This window comes from Niveispirillum sp. FG148 (assembly GCF_057809655.1).
Window position 1 is genome coordinate 68214 of sequence record NZ_JBMDKJ010000010.1, and the last position, 22178, is coordinate 90391.

Here is a 22178-nt window from a genome sequence, read left to right on the forward strand (position 1 = left end):
CTCAATGCGCCGACAGGCGTTGGCCATTATGGGTGACCAGCCCGCCATCTTCGGCGTCACCCCAGGCGGGTTGGGCCTGTTGCCGGCTCCACCCGTCCAGCAGGGTGCGCAGCCGTTCCGCCTCCGCCCCGGCCTGCGGCGTCAGGTCATTCTTCTCCCCCGGATCGGCGGCGACGTCGAACAGGAAGTCGGCGCGCGGATAAAGGCTGGGATCGGCGCTGTAGAGGGGCCCGACCGCATCTTCATGCTGGCGGTGATCCAGGCCCAGCATGGCCCGGATGGCCTGTGTCGCCGGCCGGTGCCCTTCCGACTTTTCGGTTTGCTCGCCAGCCCTGGCGTAAGAGACGAACTTGCTGTCGCCATCGCGCACGGCCGCCGCCCGGCCCGCCCGCCAGAACAGGGACCGGTCGGCCCCGCCCGCCATCACCTGGGCCAGATCGACACCCTGGTACCCGTCGGGCGGCGTCACCCCGGTGATGCGGGCCACGGTCGGCATGACATCCAGCAGGGAGGCGACCTTGTCATTGACGTTCCCCCGCAGATCGGGCGGCAAGGTCGGGTCGCGCAGGATCAGGGGCACGCGCACGCCGCCGTCAAACACCGTACCCTTGAAGTTGGAAACGGGCCCCGCCTCGCACCAGGGGAATTTCTCCGGACAGCCATTGTCGGAGGCGAAGATGATGGTGGTGTTCTCGTAGAGCCCTTGCTGCTTCAGCGTTTCCACCACCTTGCCCACGCCGGCATCCAGGGCAGCCACCTTGGCGGCATAGGTGCGTTCCTCTCCCTTCAGGTTGGGGAACAGCGACAGGTAACGGGCCGGCGCCTCCATCGGCCCATGCGGGTCGGTGTAGGCCAAGTAGAGCATGAAGGGTTCCGCCCGGTGGCGGATGATGAAGCCCTGCGCCTCCGCCGTGAACCGGTCGGTCAGATATTCATCGACCTGCACCCGTTCCCCGTTACGCTCGATGGGGGTCAGGTTGCGGTCGACCCCGCCCGAGAGCATGAAAAACCGCTTGTCGGTGACATCGCCCGACTGCGGCCGGGTGATGAAGCTGGAAGCGCCATGCAGCAGGACGAACGTCTCCTCGAACCCCTGTGCCTGCGGCACGCTTTCCTTCTGCACACCCAGATGCCATTTGCCGACCATGCCCGTGTGATAGCCGGCGGCGCGCACCATTTCCGCGATGGTGACGATCGACCCCGGCATCTGGCGCCGTCGCTCCAACTCGCTGAACTGGACATTGGGGTTATATTCAAAGCCAAAGGATTGCTGATAGCGGCCGGACATCAGCCCGGCGCGCGACGGGGCGCAGACGGGACCTGTCGCATAGGCCTGGGTGAAGCGCACGCCCTCGGCCGCCAGCGCGTCGATATGGGGTGTGCGCGACAGCTTCCCGCCATAGGCGTTCAGCGTACCGTAGCCCAGATCGTCGGCCAGGATCAGCACGACATTGCGCGGGCCATCCTGGCGGGCGGGTTTGGCCGTGCGGTCCAGGGCCACCAGATCGGGCGGCACTGTCTCGTCAGGGCCGATATAAAGCTGGCCGAAGAAGCCGGCCACGCCGATGACGGCCAGGCCCAGCAAGCCGCCGGCCGTCCAGCCCAAGGCGCGTGCGATCCTTTTCCCGGTGGTCTTCATGACGCACCTCCCTTTGTCTTTCCGGCCAGGAATGCCCGATATCGGTCCAGGGCCGGATCATTGGTTTCTTCAAGGTGGCGCAACAGCACCTGCCGCAGTGCCGCCAGCCGCTCCGCATGCGCTTTGTTATCGGCAAGGTTGGTCAGACCGTCGGGATCACGGTCGACGTCATAGAGTTCTTCGGGCACCCGATGGCGGAACAGGTCGACCCGGGCCGCAACGGCCGGGTCTTTTTCCGCCAGTTCCTGCATGGCGGGATAGGTGCGGCCCAGCATGGCTTCCGCTACGAAGGCCTTCTTGCCGTCCGCCCACGGCGACCAGATATAAAGCAGTCCCTCGCGCGACCGCACAGCGCGCGAGGTGAAATCCAGATCCAGGAAGGGCACCAGATCGGTATTCACCTTCGCCAGATAGGTGAAGACATAGTCCGGCCCCTCATCCCCCTCGCCCGCCAGCACAGGCAGCAGCGAACGACCATCCAGCGTCACCGGTGACGGCACGCCCGCCGCGTCCAGGATCGTGGGTGCGATATCAATGCCCGACACCATATGGCTGTCATCGACGCGGCCCGCCGCCACCCGGTCGGGCCAGCGCACCATCATCAAGGTGCGGGTGCCATTCTCGTACAGCGTCGATTTGCCGAACGGGAAAGCCATGCCATTGTCCGACACCAGGATGACCAGCGTATAGGGGGCGGCCCCCGACCGTTCCAGGGCCGCCAGCACGGCCCCCACCGACCGGTCCGCCCGATGGACGGAGGTGAAATATTCCGCCATCTCACGCGAAATACCCGGCGCTTGCGGCAGGAAGCCCGGAATAGGCGCGTCGCCCGGCTTGTAGGCATCGGCCGGGCCGGCCGGATAGGCCAGCCCGGCGGCGCGGTCCAGCAGGGCCAGAGGGTTGGAGGTACCGGCAAAGGGCCGGTGCGGATCATTGATGTTCATGTTCAGGAAGAAGGGCGTGCCACGCTGGGCCGCGTCACGGAAAAAGGCTTCGGCCTGCTCCCCCATCTTTTCCGGGATGCGGCCCACGCCATTGTCGCGTTCCCCGATGAAATAGTCCCAGCGGTCGGGTGTATAGGGCGGGGTATGGGTAACCTTGTTGACGATGCCGACGCGATAGCCACTGGAACGCAAGGTGTCGGCCAGGGTCGGCACATCGTCATGGATGCGGTTGAAGCCGGTGGCGCCATTGCGCGGCGGATACATGCCCGTCATCCACACCGACCGCGACGGTTGACAGATGGGGGAGGTGACGAAGGCCAGCTTGAACAGCATCCCCTGTCCTGCCAGCGCATCAATATGCGGCGTCACGCCCCGCACATCGGCGCCCAGGATGCCGGCCGAGTTCCAGTTCATGTCATCAACCGTCAGCAACAGGATGTTGGGCCGGTCCGGCGGCTGATGCCAGGCGGCGATCTCGCTGCCCGGCGCCAGTTCCACCTTGGAGGATGGCAGGTTGAACCGGCGCTGCGCCACGACACCGGCAATGGCCAGCAGCGCCAGCGTCACGATGGCCGCAACCAGCCGGAAAGCCCATTTCCTGACCAATTTCCCTACCCCTGTTCTCTGCTGCTTTGTCGTTTCGCCGGTCATGGCGCCGGTCCTTCCGCCTTTGGCAGGGCGCGCAGCCAGACCGCCTGCCCGCCCCCCGGTGCCAGATCCAGGGTCAGCCGGTCGCCGGCCCGCACCATCTGATGCCGCACGACGAAGGCTTCCGGGTTGCGGTGCCAATCGGCATCGGGCGCATCGGCCCAGATGGTCGCCGTGTAGGTTCGGCCAGGTTCCAGGAAATCCAGCACCTGATCCAGGCGGCGGGCGCTTCCGTCGGTGATGGCACCCAGATACCAGTCGTCGCTATGCCGGTCCTGCCGCGCGATCAGGGCGAAGTGCGCGACCTCCCCCTGCAGGGCGATGGAGCGGGTCCAGTCGACCGGCACCTGCCGGATGAAGGACAGGGCGTCGGGCCGGGCCCGGTAATTCTCGATGAAGTCCGCCGCCATCTGCACGGGGCTGTAGAACACGACATAGAGCGCCAGTTGCTTGGCCAGCGTCGTGTTGACCCGCGTGCGCAGCAGCGACCGGTGCAGCACCCCGCGCCAGCCCGGCAACCCGCTGAAATCCACATCCAGGATACCGGGCGTGAAATCCATGGGTCCCGCCAGCATGCGGGTGAAGAACAGGGTGGGCTCATGGTCCGGCGGATTGCCGCCATGGACGGCATCCATGCCGTTATATTCCTGGCCGCGCGCGCTTTCCCGCGCCATCAGGTTGGGGAAGGTGCGGCGCAGGCCAGTATCCTTCACCGCCTCATGCGCGACGATGGCGATATGGTCATTGGCCGCCATCCGGGCCAGCCGTTCCTCATGCTCCACCATGGGCTGGCTGTACTGCCATTCCCGCGCCTCGCTCCCGTCCGGCTGGCGCACGCGCAGACCCGGCTGGCGGGCGACATATCCCGTCTTAACCACCGGCACGCCAAGGTCGCGGTACAGGTCCAGCCCGGCCTGCATCTTGGCCTCGTAATGGATCAGGTCACCCGACGTCTCGTGATGCCCAATCAGGGCCACGCCCCTGGACCTGGCATAGGCGGCAAGACCCGTCAGGTCGAACGTGTCATAGGGCTGGGTGAAGCTGAAGGGTGTGCCATCGGGCGACGGCCAGCTTTCCCAGCCACGGTTCCAGCTTTCAACCAGCACCCCGCCAAAGCCGTTTTCGGCGGCAAAGTCGATATAGTCCTTCACCCGCTTTTCACTGGCGCCATAGTTCGCCCCCGGCACCCGGTCCCAGACATGGGTGATGAATCCCCACCAGACGCCGACATATTTCATCGGCTGGCCGAAACTGTCGGCCGGGATGGCGGGCGGGTCGTTCAGGTTGAGGACAAGGCGGGAATTGACCAGATCGACGGGCCGCCGCCCGATCTGCACCAGCCGCCAGGGGCTGCGCAGGGGACCGGTGCCGCGCACGGCCACCCCATCGGCACGCGGCACCAGCTGCGCGCGCAGCCGCCCACCCGTCTGCGGGGCCAGGACCATGCCGGCGAAATGGCGCAAGCCCGCCTCGTGGATGGACAGGGCCGTTCCCGCGCCCGCCGACAGGGTCAGGGGCGTGTGGACAGCCCGGGCCAGCGGCTCGGCCGCCAGGTCCCGCAATGGCGTGTTTCGGGTGATATATTCATCCCGCGCCATGCCCCAAGCGGGGACCCACCAGGCCACAGGATCGCCGGCCGGGGCGAATTCGCTCAGTTCGTCTGTGACGGTCCAGGCCGACCCGCCCGCCCGCTCATACCGGAAGGCGACGCCGTCATCATAGGCACGCAAGACAATGTCGATCCCGGCATAGGACAGACGCATTTCCTGAAACCGGTCGCGGATGAACCGATCCTCGCCCCAGGGCTGTTCCCAGACCATATCCTGTGTCCGGCGTTCCACCCGTTCAGGCGCGACGTTGCCGGGAAGCGCCTTGCCGTCCAGAACCAGGCCCAGGCGCGCAGGCCGCAGAAGCTCCTGACCGTCCAGACGCACAGCATAGAAGGGGCCGTCGGCATCCCGGCCCACGGTCAGGTCGATACGCCCATCGGGGGATGATAGCGGGATGACGGCGTCCAGCGATGCCAGCGGCGCAGCAGCCGCCGCCGGGGCGGCCGGCCAGCGGGTCGTATCTTCGGCCTGCATGCGCGCCATCAGCAGGGACGGCCCCCACCAGACGGCGGCACCCAGCAGGGCCAGCACACCCGGAATGGCCAGCGCCCTTTTCCTCACGACGCAGTCGCCTGTCGCGGGGCGTCGGCGGCACAGCGGAACCCGACATGCATATGGCTGGATTCCGGGGTGGAATGGCCGCGCGCCGTGATGCGGAAACCATGGCACAGGCTTGGGTCGCACAGGAACGACCCGCCCTTCTGCACCTTTTCCTCGCCCTGCGTCGGGCCCAGGCGGCTAGCGCGGCCATCATAGGCGGCGTAGCGATCCTCCACCCATTCCCAGACATTGCCGGCCATGTCGGTCAGGCCAAGCTTGGTCCGGCCATAGGCCCCGACGGGCGAGGTGGTCAGGTAACCGTCCGCCCCGCTATTGGCATAGGGGAATTGCCCGGTCCAGAAATTGGCGGCATAGACGCCGTCCTGTTCCACCTTGTCCCCGAACGGGTAGCGGCCGGGATCATTGCGGCCGTTGCGCGCCGCATGTTCCCATTCCACCTCCGTCGGCAGGCGCTTGCCGGCCCAGGCGCAAAAGGCCTTGGCGTCGTACCAGGACACTTGCGTCACGGGATGATCGTCGGCGGGCACATCCTGCTGTGGCCCGCGCGGATGGCGCCAGTCGGCCCCGGACACCAGCCGCCATTCGCCAGTGCCAAAGGTCATCACGGCGCCATCGCCCAGGCATTCCGCCGTGGTGCGGTGCGCCGTGGCAGCCACGAAGCGGCGGAATTCCGCAACGGTGACGGGGCTGCGGTCCAGTTGGAAGGCGGCGACTTTCACGTCGCTGACCGGTGCCTCGTCGGCAAAGCCGTCGTCGCTGCCGCGTGTCACGCTGCCGGCGGGGACCGGCACCATGTCGCCGGGATCGGTCATCGGCCCGGCGGCGGACAGCTTGGCCGGGTCGGGCATGCAATGGCGCGGCCCGGTGGGAACGGGGGCCGCCTCTGCCGGCGGCCAAAAGTGCCAGACGGCGCCCAGCGTCAGCAGCGATACCAGGGCGGCACCCGCCGCCAGAACCCGCTTATTGATCCTCTCCATGACCTCACCTGTCCCGTCGAAGGATTTCACTGGAATGACGCCCGGCCTCAGGCATCGCGCACCAGCCGCAGCAGGAACCCGCCCGATGGCAGGCAGTCGATGGGCAGCCGTTCCGCCGATGTGACGCCCGCCCGTTCCGTCCAGGATGTCCGGGCCGCCTCATCACCATCGGTGACGGCGGACAGGTGCCAGGACCCGTCGTCCAGGAAGCCCAGCGCGACATCGGCCCGCCAGGGCGTGCGCCGCCCGTTCAACCCCGCCACCCACCATTCATTTCCACGGCGGCGGGCCAGCACGACATGCGTGTCCGGATCGCCCGACAGAACCCGCCCGCCATCCCAGGCCGTGGGCATGGCGGACATCAGCCCCTGCAGATAGGGCCGGTCCCGGAACAGCGGGCGATAGCCCTTGTCCGGATTGATGGCATCATCGGCATAATGCTGGATGCCCGACGCGAAGGCCGCCGCCAGCGCCAGAGAATGGGCGTAACTGATGCCCGACGCCTGTCGCGCCAACTCAAAACAGACCGGCGTGTAATCCATGGGGCCGATGGGATTGCGGACCAGCGCCATGCGCACATGGTCCAATGCCCCCGGCCCCTTGTCCCCCGTCAGCAGCGCATAGGGGAAGGGGAACATGTAGGTCTCCCCCCCGCGCACCGCCTCCATGCTCAGCAGGTTGGGAAATTCCCGTTCCCAGCCGCGCGGGATGGTGCAGCCATGCAGGTTGACCATCAGACCCGCCTGACCCGCATCCGCCAGCAGCGCGCGCATGCGGGTCAGGTGCAGCGGCTTGTCGCTGTGCCAGAAATCGACCTTGACGCCGCGCACGCCCCACCCGGCGATTTTGGCGAATTCGGCCCGACGGGTCGCGGCGTCCGTCATGCGGTCGCGCGGCGATCCGGGCCGGTCATTGTTGGCCCCGCCGGAATTGTACCAGAGCCAGATGCCAACCTTACACGACCTTGCATAGTCCACCAGCGCCCGCACGGCCGTTTCCGGTTCCGGTGCCATGACCTGATCCCATTTGCCGTCCACCACGACATAGGGCCAGCCCCAGGCCGCTGCCTGGTCCACATGCGCCTTCTGCGCCTCCAGATCGCCCGTGGCCCGGTGTACCAGCCAATCCCAGGCGGCCACCCCCGGTTGGACCCAGGCCGGGATTTCCCCGCCGAACAGGGGGTTCAGCGGCGGACTGACATCAGTGACCAGGGTGGAGGCGGCGACCTGCGACAGAGTACCAGCCATGGCCACTCGCCACGGTGTGCGGACGGGCAGCGGCAGGGTCGGCGTCGATGCTCCCTCCCCCAGCGCCTCTTGCGATGGTGGTAGCCGGGCGTGCAGGGTCCGATCGTTGGTGGCCTGAAGCTGCAACCCGTAGAAATCCGACAGTCCGGCTTCCGTCAGCAGAAGATAGGGACCGGCGTCAGGTGCCCGCGCCAGCAGCGGCAGGAACCATTCGCCACCGCGTTTCAATCGGCCTGCATCCAATCTCTGGTGATAAGTCTCATAGGATGGGGCGGCGGGGTTCAGTTGACCACGTCCCGCATAGGGCTGCATCCACAGCGCCGCCCCGGTCGGCAGGCGGAAGCCCGTCGCCTCCCCTGTCACCGTGGCGATCTGGGGCAGCCCGGCCTGGGCGGGAATGACATAGCGCCAGGCGGCGCCATCATCCTGCACATGCAGTTCGACGCCAACCCGCAGCCCCCGTCCGTTGCGCCACCATAACAGGGCCCGTTGGGCACGGAAGGACGGCGCCACGTTCTTGCCATGCGCCAGGCGGTAGCTGTCCGACAGCGCGACCCGCTCCCCCTCCTGTTGCGTCAGACCCGCATATTGCTCGAGCCCGTCCAGAGACAGCCCCATGCCCGACCAGTCCAGCAGGGTAGCGCCGCCCAGTGACAGGCCCCAGAACAGCCGTCCGCCCCCGTCCAGGCCAAGCCTCAGTGACAGGTTGCCATCCGGCGAGGCGATGGCGGCGACCTCCCGCACATTTGCCGGCAACGGCTCCTCCTCCCCCTCCAAGGAGCGCGTGCAGGAGGCCAGACCGGACAGGCCCAGCAGCATCAATAAGTGCCGCCGGTTCACGCCTGCCTCCGATCACGCATGCATTCAAATTTTGAATGATCAGTAAGAAACATGCTATCATCCTGATCAAGAACAGATTTGGGGAGATTTTGAGGGTGGCGAGGAAGCAGGAAATTGCCGTCGATACGGCCATGCCCGAACAGATCAGCCGGACGGCGGCGAAATTCACGCGCAAGCGGCTGGCCGTGCTGCGCGGGGCGGCCAGGGTCTTTGCCCGGCTGGGCTTTCACCGCGCCTCGCTGGCCGATGTCGGGACCGAGTTGGACCTGACCGCCGCTGCCATCTACTACTATGTCAGTTCCAAGGACGAGATGCTGTACCAATGCGGCCAGGTGGCCCTGGAACAATTGAACGCCGCCCTGAAGGAAGCCTGGGACAGCGGTGCCGACGGGCTGGACAGCCTGCGCGTCTTCTTCCGCCAATATGCCCAGATCGTCTGTGACGATTTCGGACGCTGCCTGGTGCTGACCAATGCAGACGATTTGCCCGCGGAGTTCCGCGATGGGGCGCTGGCCGGTCGCCGTGCGCTGGACGGTCAGGTGCGGGAGATGGTCCGGCGCGGAATGGCGGACGGGTCGCTGCGCACCGTCAATCCGCACGCGCTCAGTTCCATGCTGTTCGGATCGTTGAACAGCCTGACACGCTGGTGGACGCCCGACGGCCCGTTGCAGCCCGCGCAGGTGGCGGACCTCTATCTCGACATGCTGGTGCAAGGTATCACCCCCGTGCGCAAGTCCTGATATGAAGGGGCCGGCCCGACGCCCACGGCGACGCCGGACCGGCCTCACCCTCACCCGCCTCAATAGCGGACGGTGACGCGGCCACCCAGGAAGCGGCCCGCCTCCCGCGGAACGACATGGGCGGTGCTGCCCAGCCGCCCGACCGACGCCGACTGTGTTGGCACCTCGATGATGGTGCTGACATAGAAGCTGTTGGTCAGGTTCTTGGCGAAGACCTGCAGGTCCAGGGCGCCGTCGAAAAACTCCACCCCCAGCGCCGCGTCCAGCACACCATAGGAATCCTGGATGCATTCCGGATGCTGGGTCAGGCAGTGCTGCATGCTGCTCTGCCAGCGATAGGCACCCTGAAGGTAGGTGTTCACGCCGTCATAGGGCAGCGGCACCTCGTACCGACCGACGGCGCTGAATTTCCACTTGGCGGTGTTGGGGGGGCGGGCACCGGCCAGGTCCTGACGCTGCGGCACAGCGACATTAACAATCCGTGTGGTGGCTGAGGACACGTCCAGAGCCCGGGCATTGACATAAGTGCAGCCGGCCGCCGCTGTCTGTCCGCCATAACAGGCGGCATTGGCGAATTCCCGGATCTCTGCATCAATATAGGCCCCGCCGATCTGCAGGCTGACATTGCTGAACGGGCGGGCGATCATGTCCAGTTCCACGCCCCTGCTCCGCACCTGGCCCGCATTCTCCAACTGGAAGCTTTGACTGTCATCGTCATAGGCCTGGACCTGGAAATCATCATAGTTGGACAGGAAGGCTGCGACATTGACCAGCAACCGCCCGCCCAACTGGGTCGAACGCAGTCCCACCTCATAGCTGTCCACGGTCTCCGGATCGACGACCTCCCCATCCTGACGGGGTACCGGCCCCTTATAGCCGCGGGCGTAGCTGGCATAACCGAACAGTTCCTTGCTGAAGTTATATTCCAGCGCCGCCTTGCCGCTATACCCTGTCTCCTCCGCCTCCACCTTGCGGCCGCCAGTGGTCGTACTGGTGCGCGCGCCATTGCGCACAAAGCCGCTGGGCGTCTGCACATAGGCGTCGTATTGCCGGTTCACCACCTCGCCCACCGCCTCGACATGGTCGCGGGTAACGCGCATGCCGCCCACCAGCTTCAGCGCGTCAGTCAGGCTCCAATCCACCTGACCGAAGCCGGCATAGCTCAAAACCTCGGTGCGGGAGGGGCCGCGCGTCTCCTCCAGCGCCATATTGCCGATGGCGCAACTGCGCGCCGGATCGGGCGACGCTCCCTGCATGACGATTGTACAAGTTGATGCGGTCAGGCTGGGCGGAATGACCAGCGCGTCCCCCAGATAGGCCCGGCGTTGCAGGCCTGATGAATGGGTATTGCGGGCGAAGAGATAGGCGCCCGCCACCCAGCCCACATTGCCGCGATCATAGGATTCCAGCCGTAGTTCCTGCGTGAACTGTTCGGCGTCGCTGCCGTCGCCATAGGGGTAGGTGCCGATGAAACTGTCGGTATAGCCGTCCGCATCGGTATCGAAGGACCGGGCGGGCAGGATGCTCTGTCCCGGCCGGGGTGCCAGGGCCGGCGTATCGACGGGAAGCCCGTCGGAATCCAGTCTGGCGTCGGCTTCCGCCTGCTTCTTGCGATAGGCGGTGATGGAGATCAGGTCCAGCGGCTCGAGGGAGTAGCGCGCCTCCAGCGACGCACCCCAGACTTCCGTCGCCCCGCCGTCACGCACGCTGTTGACGTTGGCAATATCCGCCTTCTCCCCCGCGACAGTCGGCGCCAGATAGGCCCCCCGATCGGTACTGAGGTTGAAACGGTCGATGAACTGGCCACCGCCGCCCTCCGTCTTCGAATATTCGGCGATCAGGCGTGCCTCGAAATTGTCGGCCGGCTCGTAGAGGAATTGGCCGCGGGCACCATATTGCTTACGTTCCCCGATGTCGGCACCGGACAGGTTCTCAATGTAATCCCCTTGCTCGACATAGAAAGCGGCCAGACGGGCCGCGACGCTGTCGGACAGGGGGCCGCTGACCACCGCGCGCCCACGCCGCGTGTCCTGCTCGCCCAGCTCCATTTCCACCTGACCTTCCGGATCGCGGGTCGGGCGCTTGGTGATGATGCTGATGGCGCCCGCCGACGCGTTCTTTCCGAACAGCGTGCCCTGCGGGCCGCGCAGAACCTCCACCCGCTGCACGTCGAACAGCTCACCGAACACCTCGTTCGTAGCCCCCATGACGACCCCGTCTACCACGACGGCCACGCTGGGCTCCACGGTGGCGCCGAATGCCTGGCTGCCCACGCCGCGGATGTTGAAGGAGTTGCCGTTGCCGGAGCTGTCGCTGGTCACTGACACGGACGGCGCCATGTTCACCACATCCTCGAACTTGCGGATGTTGGCTGCCTCCAGGTTGCGGCTGTCCAGCACGGTCAGGCCCATGCTCAATTGCTGCAGGCTCTGTTGCCGGCGCTGGGCCGTAACAATGATCTCTTCCAGCACGACGGGCTCTTCCTTGGACGCCCGGTCACCCTCAATGGCGCGTGCAAGTGGAGACAGATGCGTTTCCTTGGGTTTGTCCTGTTCGGCCCCGGCCTGGCCGCAGACAAGCACCGCCATCGCGGCCGCGCCACAGCGCAACACGCCCTTACCCATTGCTTCCTCCCCGGCCAGACCGGCCGATTTTGATTTTTATGGGCCGGTATTTTCCCGGCTTTGTCAGACGATGATGCACAGGCCAACAAAGTTTGTCCATATGGATAAATAGCCCGGGTCGAGATTTTTCTCGACACCCCGTTGCGCTTGCGGCCGAACTGTCCAGCGGGATAAAACTATCGGAAAGTCGGGGAGGATGCGGGATGGGTACGAAGATATCGGTTGAAAAGGCGACTGCGGATCAGGGAAACCAGCCCCGCCGCCGCCGTGGCCCGATCCCGAAGTCGCATGCGGAAGGCGGTATGGCGGAGCCCGTCCGCGACGTCATCCTGGGGGCAGCCGTCACCGAATTTTCCGAGAAGGGTTTCCTGGGCACCACCACCCGTGACATTGCCAGCCGGGCCGGCGTCAACCACGGCATGGTCACCTATTATTTTAAAAGCAAGGAAGCCCTTTGGCGCGAAGCGACACGCCTGATCTTCGGTCGCTTGGCCGCAGAAGTGATGGAAGGCGTAGAGATGCCGACCACGCGAGAGGAACTGCGTCAGGTGGCCGCGAACGGCATCCGCCGTTTCGTGCATTACTGCGCCCGCCATCCCGACTATGTCCGGTTCATGTTCCATGAATCGATCCAGCGCAGTGACCGCCTGTCCTGGCTTGCCGAGAATTTTCTGCGGCCGGCGCACGCAGCCGCAGCCATGTTCATCAGCCGGTTGCAGGAGGAGAAGCTGACGGCCGACATCCCGCCCGTCTCCCTGCTCTACCTCATCGTGGGTGGCGCCCAGGTCATGTATGTCATGGCCAATGAGGTGGAGGCTGTCTGGGGCGTCGATCCCTTCGCAGAGAAGGTCATCGGTGCCCATGCCGACGCCCTGATCGGCATGGTGCTGCGCGACGCCTGATCGACCTGCGTCTCTGATTTATCCATCAGGACAAATACCTTGACAAGTGCCCATGATCGGGGCTTCTCTTGCTAAAATAATTTATCCGTTGGGATAAATATGCCGCCCGTTGATCGTTATCCGGGCGATGCAGATACCCACGGGCAAGGGAGGACAAGATGGTGTTCAACAGGCCAGGCGCCCGCCGCCGGACGGAGGCGCGCAATGAAGTTGAGGCGTGAGGGCCGGTTCCTGGACAGGATGCTGCGGGCGTCCGGCGTCCTGATGCAAAGCCGCGCGAAGTCGGGGCGAACGGTGCCGGACCTGCTGGAAGCCAGCATGGACCGCCATCGCGATCGGATCGCCATCGAATTCGAAGGCCGCACCCTCACCTATGGGCAGGTCGAGGCGCAGGCCAATCGCATCGCGCGTTGGGCATTGACCCAGGGTTTGCGGCGTGGCGACGTGGTGGCGCTGTTCATTGAGACGCGGCCGGAGTTTTTTACAGCCTGGTTCGGGCTGGCCAAGGTCGGCGTGGTCACGGCCCTGATCAACGCGCAACTGTCCGGCGCATCCCTGGCACATTGCGTCCATATCGCTGGCGCCCGCACGGTAATCGTGGGCAGCGAGTTGCTGGAAGCCTGGACCACGGTCGCGGACGATACAGGACTGCCAGAGGCGATCTGGTGCTGGGCTGACGGTACGCTGCCGGGCGTGTCCGGCCGAAGCGGTATGCGTGATCTGGATCAGGCGCTGGACGCCTGCTCCGCCTTGCGGCCCACGCGCGATATCCGCGGCGGCATGACCAATGCCGATCCCCTGCTCTATATCTTCACCAGCGGCACGACGGGCCTGCCCAAGGCGGCAACGATACGCGGAGCAAGAGGCATGGCCCTGCTCTGCACCTTCGGCCGCGTGCTGAACCTCATGCCAGACGACCGGGTCTATGTCTGCCTGCCGCATTATCACGCCTCCGGTGGCCTGTGCGGCGTCGGATCAGCGCTGACGCGCGGTGCCTGCATGGTCCTGCGTCGCCGCTTCTCCGCCACGCGGTTCTGGGCCGACGTCCGCGACCAGGGGGTTACCGCCTTCATCTATATCGGCGAATTGTTCCGATACCTGGTGAACCAGCCCGCCTGTGCGGAGGAACGCGGGCACAGGATCCGCGTTGCCTTCGGCAGCGGCCTGCGGCCCGAAGTGTGGGATCAGGTCGAACAGCGCTTCGGCATCCATGATGTCGTGGAGTTCTATGGTGCCACGGAGGGCAATGTCAGCCTGATCAACTTCGACGGGCACCGTGGTGCCGTGGGCCGCATTCCCCCTTATTTGAAACGGCTGATGCCGGTGAAGATCGTGCGTTTCGACCATAATGCCGAGGCACCGGCGCGCGATGCCAACGGACGATGCATCGAAGCCGATATCGGCGAGACAGGCGAAGCCATCGGTCGCATCGGCGACAGCGTGCGGGAGAAGTTCGACGGCTATGTCCAGGACAAGGGCCAGACGGCGGCAAAAATCCTCTGCGACGTGTTCCGCAAGGGGGATCGCTGGTACCGCACAGGTGACCTTCTGCAGCGCGACGCCGACGGCTATTTCTACTTTATCGACCGGATCGGCGACACCTTCCGTTGGAAAGGCGAGAATGTAGCCACCAGCGAGGTCGCACGCGTGGCCGCCACCGCCCCCGGCGTGCTGGAAGCCATCGTCTATGGTGTGGCGGTGCCGGGCAACGAGGGAAAGGCCGGCATGGCCGCCCTTGTTATCAGCCCGGAACAATTCAGCCTCGACACGCTGGCCACCCATCTTGAACGCGACCTGCCGCGCTATGCCCGTCCGCTGTTCCTGCGTATCTGCGCCGGGCTGTGCACGACGGGAACGTACAAATACCGCAAACAAGATTGGATCAACGATGGTTTCGATCCCGGAATAATTTCCGATCCGCTGTTCATCCTGGATGGTGACACCAGCCGCTACCGGCCTTTGGACGCGCAAACCCATGCGCGGCTGCTGGCCGGCGCCTTGAAAGTGTGACGTGATGGACGAAATGGCTCTGCTTGAGGACCTGTTCGCAACGCAGCGCGCGGCAAGGCGGACGGCCGGAACGCCCGACGCGGCCCTGCGGCGCGACCGGCTGGACCGCTGTATCCGGCTGCTGCTGGTCCACCAGGACAGCATCGCCTCCGCCCTGGATGCCGATTATGGCAGCCGGTCGCGGCGCGTCACGCAAGTAGCGGAGATCTACGGCTCGGTCGCCACCCTGCGCCACGCCCGCGCCAATCTGGCCCGCTGGATGCAGCCCCGGCACCAACCCCTGGAACTGGCGCTGGCACTGACCGGGGCGCGGGCGGAAATACGCTACGAGCCCAAGGGTGTGGTTGGCATCGCCAGCCCTTGGAACTTCCCTGTCAATCTCAGCTTCGCACCGCTGGCGGGCGCCTTGGCGGCAGGCAACAGCGCCATCGTCAAGGTATCCGAACACACGCCGCGCACCGCGGCCCTGCTAGCCCGCCTCGTGGAGAAGCATTTCGCGACGGAGGAACTATCCGTCGTCTGCGGCGGACCCGCCTTCGGTGCCGGCTTCGCGCAACTGCCCTGGGATCATCTGCTGTTCACCGGGGGGACCGAAACGGGCCGCGCCGTCATGGCGGCGGCGGCCGGCAACCTGACCCCCGTGACGCTGGAACTGGGCGGCAAAAGCCCGGTAATCATCGGCAAGGGTGCCGACCTGACGCTGGCCGCCGACCGCATCCTGGCGGGCAAGGTCATAAATGCCGGCCAGATCTGCCTGGCGCCGGACTATCTGTTGATCGAGAAGGAGCGGCTGCCCGCCCTGCTGGACGGTTTCCGCCGGGCCGCGGCCCGCTTCGCCACCGGCTTCGCCACGGCGCCGGATTTCGGTGCCATCATTAATGACGGGCAGCGCGACCGGCTGCACGCCTTGCTGGCGGACGCAGGAGCAAACGGCGGCACCATCCTTCCCCTGACGGGGGAGGCCGATGCGCGGGCCTGTGCTATGACGGGGCGGTTGCCCCCGACCCTGGTCATCGATCCCGGCCCCCAGGCCCGTATCCTGCGGGAGGAGATTTTCGGCCCCCTGCTGCTGATCCTGACCCGGTCGTCGTTGGCGCAGATGCTGGCGGTCGTACGCTCCCGGCCCACGCCACTGGCGCTCTACTACTTCGGCCGGGACCGGCGGGAGCAGGAAGCCGTGCTGACTCAGATTCCATCCGGCGGCGTCACCATCAACGACATCATCCTGCACGCCGGGATCGAGGATTTGCCGCTTGGCGGTGTCGGAGCATCCGGCATGGGCGCCTATCACGGCCATCGCGGCTTCCTGGAATTCTCCCATCAGCGCGCCCTGTTCCGCCAGGGCTACATCGATATCGGCCGCATCCTGCGCCCACCCTACGGCCCCTGGTTCGACCGGGCGCTGCGCTGGCGGCTACGCGGCTGATGTCCTCCACGAAAAGGAAGGTCAAAATGAAATACGTCCCCATCGCCCTGCTGCCGGTCCTGCTGTTGGGCGGCCCCACCTTTGCGGCCACCGCTTCGCCAGAAGGACTGTGGCAGCTTCCATCCGGCGCGCGGGTCGCCATCGCGCCCTGTGCGGACGCCCTGTGCGGTCAGGTTACGCTGCCGGCTGGGCATCTGAAGCTGGACCAGCCCATCCTGCGCGGTGTCCGCACCGATGGCGATGTCTGGCGCGGCAAGGTCTGGGCCGAGCAGTTGCAGGACTGGGCCGATGTGGAGATCAAGCGTAATGGCGCGACCTTGAACCTGAAGGCCTGCGCCATGCTGGCCTGTAGAAACCGCGAATGGCGGCAGGCGGCACCCTGAAACGCGAAAGGCCCGTCCCGGCGGAGGTTCGGGACGGGCCAGCCACGCCTGCCGGCATCAGAAACCGGCCAGCAGGGCGTCGGGGCAGTGGGTGAAGTCACGCAACGTATCCAGCCGGCGCACCCCGGTGTCGATCCGTTCCGGCTGGAACGTATAGCAGACGCCGATCATAACCTGACGGACCAGATCATGGTCCACCAGTTCCACCGGCACGGCCCGCCCGCTGGAAACGAAGAAGCCCTGGCGGAAGACCTTCACGGCTTCCAGGAAATCATCGTCCCCCTTCTGGGCCGCCCATTTGCCCAGATGGCGGAAATCCAGCCCGGCCGCATCCAGCGGTGCCCGGACCGTCTCTCCTTCCATATCGAATTGCATAAGCAGTTCCCCGTCACGGGCCAGACTGGCGCGCGTCCGACCTGGCGGCCAGGTGGGGATGCTGTCGGGACCCAGCGGCCGCCCGTTGGGCTCTCGCGGGGGGACGGTGACGTCATATTGACGCCGGCCCGGCCCCCGCGTCGCCTGCGCCAGGGCCAGCAACGTCAGATCATGCAGATGGGTGCAGTTCAGACGCGGCGATGGCGTATCCTGGCGCCGCAGCATGCCCGCCGTAACCTCCATCCCGATGAAGGCCCGCAGCGGCCCCGCCGCACCGGGACAGGTGGTCCAGGGAAAGCGGAAGGTCTGGGCCTCGACGTCGGTGACCTTTCCGGCCACCAGCGTCACCCGCACCCGGAAATGGTGGAAATCATCCTCAAGGCCGGCGCGGACCGCCCCGCCGTCGCAATCCAGAACGATCCGCCGCCGAAAGGTGCCGCCTGTGCCACCCACGATATCCACCTTTCTGCCTTGACGCGGCGGCGGCAGGCCACCGCCGCCGCCGCGTTCCACAAGGAAAGCCGGTCCGCAGGCCCCAGGGGAACCCAAACCCCACCCGCGGCCCCGCCCTCCTTGTGAACCTGTTCAGTCGTTCATGCCCAGTGCCGTCCCCAGGGCCGTCATCGTGTCGATGACGGCGCGCGGGTGGTCGGGATCGGTGAAATCGACGATGCGGTCCCACTGGTCGGCGATCTGTTCGGCCGACACCTCGCCCGTGCAGCCCAGCGCGACGCCCTTGGACCGTTCCCAGTCCACGCCCGCATACCAGCCGCCACCGACTTCCACCAGCTTGCCTGACGCTTCGCAGCTTTCATGGCACAGCCACAGGACCAGCGGCGTCACCAGTTCCGGCTTCAGCGCATCCAGCAGCGCCTTGGGCATCACCGTCTCGGTCAGGCGCGACGCGGCCAGGGGGGCGATGGTGTTGACATTGATATTCTTCGAGCCGCCTTCGACCGCCAGCGTGCGGGCAAAGCCGTACAGGCCCAGCTTGGCCGCGCTGTAATTGGCCTGGCCGAAATTGCCATAGATGCCCGCACCCGACGCCGTCATGACCACACGGCCAAAGCCCTGGGCGCGCATATGCGGCCAGGCGGCATGCGTGGTGCGGAACGACCCGTTCAGATGCACGCGGATGATCAGTTCCCAGTCCTCGACGCTCATCTTCTGGAAAGAACTGTCGCGCAGGATGCCGGCATTGTTGACCAGCACATCGACGCGGCCATAGGTGTCCATCGCCGTTTCGATGATGCGCTCGCCCTGCTCCACGCTGTCGGTATTGGCGACAGCCTCGCCGCCGGCGGCCTTGATCTCGTCCACCACCTTCTGTGCGGCGCTGGCGCTGGCTCCCTGACCGGACGGACTGCCGCCCAGATCGTTCACCACCACCTTGGCGCCGCGCGCCGCAAAGCCCAGGGCATGCGAGCGGCCAAGACCGCCCCCCGCCCCCGTCACCACGGCGACGCGGCCTTCAAAATCCAGACGTGACATAGCTTTCTCCCTTGATCCCGGAACCTTGTCCGGTCGGATCAGTGTTTCAGTTCATTGAAGGGCGTGTTGCGGTCGGGGCGCGGATCGCCCGGCAGGCCCAGCACACGCTCGGCGATGATGTTGCGCAGGATTTCATCCGAACCGCCGGCAATGCGCATGGCGGACGCCCACATCCAGCTCGTCTCCACCCCCGCCCAATGGTCGCCGATCTCCGTGGCCGCCAGGGCGCCCTCGGCCCCCAGCATGTCCATGCAGAAATAGGCGGCCTGCTGGCCCTGGGCGGCCTCGATGGCCTTGTTCACGGCCTGCTCCGGCCCCGGAAAACCGCCCTGCGACAGCGAGGTCTGGGCCCGGTAGGACAGCAGTTTCAACGCCTGGTCGTTGATCCAGAAATCGGCCACGCGCTGCGTCACGCGGGCATCATCCTGGCCATGGCGGCGGGCCAGACGCAGCACGTCATGGGCGGACACGAAGCCGAAGCCCATGCCGGCCTGGAGCCGTTCCGTCATCAAGGTGGAGATGGCGACGTTCCAGCCATTACCCACCTCGCCCAGCCGGTCGCTGTCGGGGATGCGAACATTGTCGAAGAAGACTTCGTTGAATTCCGCCGATCCCGCCATGGTGCGGATGGGCCGCACCTCCACGCCCGGGGCCTTCATGTCCACGATGAACATGGTCAGGCCCTTATGCTTGGGCCGGGACGGATCGGTGCGAACCAGCAGGATGCCGTAATCGGCATAATGCGCGCCCGAGGTCCAGACCTTCTGCCCTGTCACCAGCCAATCGTCGCCGTCACGCACGCCCTTGGTGCGCAGCGCCGCCAGATCGGAACCGCCGGCGGGTTCAGAGAAAAGCTGGCACCAGATTTCCTCCCCCCGCAGCGCCTTGCGGACATAGCGGTCGCGGTGCGCGTCGCTGCCATGGGCGATGACGGTGGGGATGGCCATGCCCAGGCCGATCTCGTACACGCCGAAGGGGACTTCGAACTGCCCTTCCTCCTGACGGTAGATTACGGCTTCGATGGGGGTGCCGCCGGCCCCATAGGGGGCCTGGATGGTGATCCCGGCATAGCCGGCATCAGCCTTCAGCGCCTGCCATTGCTTGGCCTCATCCAGATTGCTGCCATCGGCCACGGCCATGCCGCGGGCACCGCCATCGGTGCGGTGCCTGGCATGGGCTTCCAGCCAGGCCCGCGCCCTGGCGCGGTAGGCGGCTTCTTCGGGACTGTCGTTGAAATCCATGTCTGGTCTCCGTGACACCAGCGTCCGAAAATTCCGGACGCTGGTACGGCGGCGACTGCCGCCGCGCGGCACATGCCGCGTAAGCCAAGCCCACGGATGTGGGCGCCGGCGATTGAGGACACAATCAAGCCGCTTGCGCCGACAGCGACGCGACAATGCGTTCACGCCAGCGCTGGCTGGGACCGAAGGCCAGGCCATCGGCCTGGGCGCGGCGATAGAAGAACTGGCAGTCGGATTCCCAGGTAAAGCCGATACCGCCATGGGTCTGCACATTCTCCTGCGCGGCGAAGCGCAGCGCCTCCCCGGCAGACAGATGGGCGCCCGCTGCCGCCAGCGGCAGGTCCGGCGCATCCACCGACAGGGCCCAGGCGCCCCAATAGGCATGGACGCGGGCCGTCTCGATGCGGATGAACATATCGGCCAGCTTGTGCTTGATGGCCTGATAGGTGCCGATCGGATAGCCGAAGGCCGTGCGCTGCAGCGCGTATTCCCGCGCCATCTCCAGCGCCCGCTGCGCTGCACCCACCTGTTCGAAGGCCAGCAGGACGGCCGCCCCATTGATCAGCGTCGCCGCCGCGTCGGCATTGCCCGTCGGCAGGATCTCCGCCGCCACGCCGCTGAAACTCAGATCCGCCAGCGGCCGGGTGGGGTCCAGCACCTGGCGCGACCGGCGCTCCACGCCGGGTTCCGACAGGCTGACCAGCGCCAGCACGTCACCGCCGATGGACCGGGCCTGGACCAGGGCGACATCCGCCTGCGCCCCATAGGGTACCAGCCGCGCCGCGCCCGACAGCCGCCCGGCTTCCAGCGTCAATGCGGACGCCGGCCCGGTCAGGGCATGGGTGCCGATGGCACTGCCATCGGCCAGCCGCGACAGCCAGTTCTGCTGCTGCCCTTCAGTGCCGAAGCGGCGCAGTGCTTCGGCACAGACCCCGGTCGACGCCACGAAGGGTACCGGCGCCAGGGCGTAGCCAACTTCATAGGCCGCTGCACAGAGTTCCAGCGCGCCCAGACCGGCGCCGCCCAGTTCCTCCGGCACAGCGGCCCCCAGCACGCCCAGGTCGGCCAGGGCCTTCCAGGTCGGGCGCGACAGGCCGGCATCGGCTTCGAAAACCGTGCGCACTTCCTTCATCGGGCAGGTATCGGCAAGGCTGCGCCGCACCTGTTCGGCGAACATTTTCTGTTCGTCGGAAAAATCGAAATTCATGGTAACGCCCTCCCCTGTTCACGGGTGGCGCCCCGCGGTCGCGGCCGGTCAACCGCGCCCGCGGGGCTTCTGCGCATTTCTTCAGATGCGCTTCAGGATCGGGGTCAGGCGCTGGGCCACGGTCATGTCGCCGCTGACCTTCATCTTGCCCTGCATGAAGGCCATCATGCTGTCCATGCGGCCTTCGGCGATGGCGACGAAATCCGTGAACTTCACCGCAACATTGCAGTCGGCCTTGTCGGCGCGGTTGTCGACGATGTTGGGCACGGTCTTGGCGTCGATGAAGATGGCGCCGTCATTGCCGAAATCGAACTTCATGGTGCGGCCCAGGCCGCAATTCTCACCAACGGCACCGGCAACGCGGGCGGTCAGGGTTTCCAACGTGGACATGCTCTTCTCCATTTTGAAAAGTCGGGGATTTGGGATGCGGTCTGGCATCAGGCGGTGGCGATGACCGCTTCGCCTTCCATGGTGACGGTGCCATCATCAATGCTGGTGCGCAGGCCGATGCGGACGCGGGGTTCGCCATCAACCGTGACATGTTCCAGCACCCGGCCTTCGCACTTGATATTGGCGTTGACCGGGGTGATGGCGGTGAAGCGCGCCTTGAAATTGCGCAGCTTTTCCTGCGGGGCCTGTTGGCGCACGAACTGCGCCAGATAGGCCATGGACAGCATGCCCTGGGCGAAGACATCTTCCCGCCCGAAGATCTTGGCGAAGTCGCTGTCGATATGCATGGGGTTGTGGTCGCCGGAACCGCCGGCGAACATGGCCAGCACCCAGCGGCTGGCAGGCCCGGCCTCATGCGGGGTCAGGTCCTGTTCGGGGGCCAGATTGGCAAGATCGGGATAGCTCATGTCCGCCCCCTCAGTTCCGATAGATGGCGACGGTGCGGGCGGTCATGCAGAGCACATCGTCCTGGTTATGGACACTCGTGTCCTGGACGATGAATTCCATCTTGCCGCCCTTCTTGTCGTAGATGTCGACGGTCTTGGTCTTCAGACGCAGGCGGTCGCCGGCATAGACCATGTTGTGATAGGTGAATTCCTGCTCGCCATGCAGCACGGCGCCGACATTATCGACCATGTCGATCATGTTGCCCTTCTTGGCGGGGGCCAGCATGGTCAGGCCGAAGACAAAGGTCGGCGGGGCCGGGATATTGCGATAGCCGCGCGCCTTGGCGGCCTCTTCGCTGGAATAGGCGGGGTCGCTTTCACCCGTCGCCATGGCGAACAGCTTCAGCTGCCCCTTTTCCACTTCGATGAAGCGGTCCTCGGACTCAACGCCGAGGAAGCTGCGATCCACAGGCATGG

18 protein-coding genes are annotated in these 22178 nt (G+C 65.9%); 5 read left to right on the top strand and 13 right to left on the bottom strand.

The features are described from left to right. Position 1: 1 nt before the first annotated feature. The 5 genes from ACODTW_RS12890 to ACODTW_RS12910 are packed head-to-tail and all read right to left on the bottom strand — an operon-like array spanning position 2 to position 8466. Entirely contained in the window at positions 2 to 1639 is a 1638-nt protein-coding gene (locus tag ACODTW_RS12890) for a sulfatase family protein (RefSeq protein WP_488946424.1), read from the bottom strand. Continuing rightward, on the bottom strand, positions 1636 to 3189 hold the full coding sequence (locus ACODTW_RS12895; protein WP_488946425.1) for a sulfatase family protein: 1554 nt from the start codon (positions 3187 to 3189) through the stop codon (positions 1636 to 1638). Before ACODTW_RS12895 ends, ACODTW_RS12890 begins: the two co-directional genes overlap by 4 nt. A gap of 41 nt (positions 3190 to 3230) precedes the next feature. Further along, positions 3231 to 5402, bottom strand: coding sequence for a glycoside hydrolase family 97 protein (locus ACODTW_RS12900; RefSeq protein WP_488946426.1), 2172 nt, complete (start codon positions 5400 to 5402; stop codon positions 3231 to 3233). After that, the gene (locus ACODTW_RS12905; RefSeq protein WP_488946427.1) at positions 5399 to 6379 is read right to left on the bottom strand and encodes a formylglycine-generating enzyme family protein; all 981 of its coding nucleotides are present in this window, start codon (positions 6377 to 6379) and stop codon (positions 5399 to 5401) included. Before ACODTW_RS12905 ends, ACODTW_RS12900 begins: the two co-directional genes overlap by 4 nt. A 47-nt stretch (positions 6380 to 6426) precedes the next feature. Continuing rightward, positions 6427 to 8466, bottom strand: coding sequence for a glycoside hydrolase family 97 protein (locus tag ACODTW_RS12910; RefSeq protein ID WP_488946428.1), 2040 nt, complete (start codon positions 8464 to 8466; stop codon positions 6427 to 6429). Positions 8467 to 8561: 95 nt separating this feature from the next. On the opposite strand from ACODTW_RS12910, the gene ACODTW_RS12915 reads away from it, so the two are divergent. After that, positions 8562 to 9206, top strand: coding sequence for a TetR/AcrR family transcriptional regulator (locus ACODTW_RS12915; protein ID WP_488946429.1), 645 nt, complete (start codon positions 8562 to 8564; stop codon positions 9204 to 9206). A 59-nt stretch (positions 9207 to 9265) separates the two neighbouring features. Here ACODTW_RS12915 and ACODTW_RS12920 read toward each other — a convergent pair whose 3' ends face one another. Then, positions 9266 to 11830 (bottom strand): TonB-dependent receptor, encoded by a 2565-nt coding sequence (locus ACODTW_RS12920; RefSeq protein ID WP_488946430.1) that lies wholly within the window; start codon positions 11828 to 11830, stop codon positions 9266 to 9268. A gap of 302 nt (positions 11831 to 12132) precedes the next feature. On the opposite strand from ACODTW_RS12920, the gene ACODTW_RS12925 reads away from it, so the two are divergent. The 4 genes from ACODTW_RS12925 (at position 12133) to ACODTW_RS12940 (ending at position 16551) form a co-directional block, all read left to right on the top strand. Continuing rightward, a complete protein-coding gene (locus tag ACODTW_RS12925) occupies positions 12133 to 12732 on the top strand; it encodes a TetR/AcrR family transcriptional regulator (protein ID WP_488946431.1) in 600 nt (199 codons plus the stop codon). A gap of 204 nt (positions 12733 to 12936) precedes the next feature. Next, a complete protein-coding gene (locus tag ACODTW_RS12930) occupies positions 12937 to 14742 on the top strand; it encodes a long-chain-acyl-CoA synthetase (RefSeq protein WP_488946432.1) in 1806 nt (601 codons plus the stop codon). Between the two features lie 13 nt (positions 14743 to 14755). Next, a complete protein-coding gene (locus ACODTW_RS12935; protein ID WP_488946433.1) occupies positions 14756 to 16168 on the top strand; it encodes an aldehyde dehydrogenase family protein in 1413 nt (470 codons plus the stop codon). Positions 16169 to 16194: 26 nt separating this feature from the next. Beyond that, positions 16195 to 16551: a DUF2147 domain-containing protein gene (locus tag ACODTW_RS12940; protein WP_488946434.1), complete on the top strand. Its 357-nt coding sequence runs from the start codon at positions 16195 to 16197 to the stop codon at positions 16549 to 16551. Positions 16552 to 16608: 57 nt separating this feature from the next. On the opposite strand, the gene ACODTW_RS12945 is transcribed toward ACODTW_RS12940, so the two are convergent. The 7 genes from ACODTW_RS12945 to ACODTW_RS12975 all read right to left on the bottom strand — a co-directional run bounded on the left by ACODTW_RS12945 (position 16609) and on the right by ACODTW_RS12975 (position 22176). Next, the gene (locus tag ACODTW_RS12945) at positions 16609 to 17388 is read right to left on the bottom strand and encodes a DUF2889 domain-containing protein (protein WP_488946435.1); all 780 of its coding nucleotides are present in this window, start codon (positions 17386 to 17388) and stop codon (positions 16609 to 16611) included. 123 nt (positions 17389 to 17511) lie between these two features. Next, the gene (locus ACODTW_RS12950; protein WP_488946436.1) at positions 17512 to 18417 is read right to left on the bottom strand and encodes an SDR family oxidoreductase; all 906 of its coding nucleotides are present in this window, start codon (positions 18415 to 18417) and stop codon (positions 17512 to 17514) included. 38 nt (positions 18418 to 18455) lie between these two features. After that, complete coding sequence (locus ACODTW_RS12955; RefSeq protein WP_488946437.1) at positions 18456 to 19658, bottom strand: acyl-CoA dehydrogenase family protein; 1203 nt, start codon at positions 19656 to 19658, stop codon at positions 18456 to 18458. A 124-nt stretch (positions 19659 to 19782) separates the two neighbouring features. Next, complete coding sequence (locus tag ACODTW_RS12960; RefSeq protein ID WP_488946438.1) at positions 19783 to 20865, bottom strand: acyl-CoA dehydrogenase family protein; 1083 nt, start codon at positions 20863 to 20865, stop codon at positions 19783 to 19785. A gap of 81 nt (positions 20866 to 20946) precedes the next feature. Beyond that, positions 20947 to 21255, bottom strand: a complete 309-nt coding sequence (locus ACODTW_RS12965) for an SCP2 sterol-binding domain-containing protein (protein ID WP_488946439.1) — start codon at positions 21253 to 21255, stop codon at positions 20947 to 20949. Positions 21256 to 21302: 47 nt separating this feature from the next. After that, positions 21303 to 21722 carry a MaoC/PaaZ C-terminal domain-containing protein gene (locus ACODTW_RS12970; RefSeq protein WP_292909557.1) on the bottom strand — a complete coding sequence of 140 codons (420 nt, stop codon included), beginning with the start codon at positions 21720 to 21722 and terminating at the stop codon, positions 21303 to 21305. Between the two features lie 10 nt (positions 21723 to 21732). Then, on the bottom strand, positions 21733 to 22176 hold the full coding sequence (locus ACODTW_RS12975) for a MaoC family dehydratase N-terminal domain-containing protein (protein ID WP_488946440.1): 444 nt from the start codon (positions 22174 to 22176) through the stop codon (positions 21733 to 21735). Between the last annotated feature and the right edge of the window lie 2 nt (positions 22177 to 22178).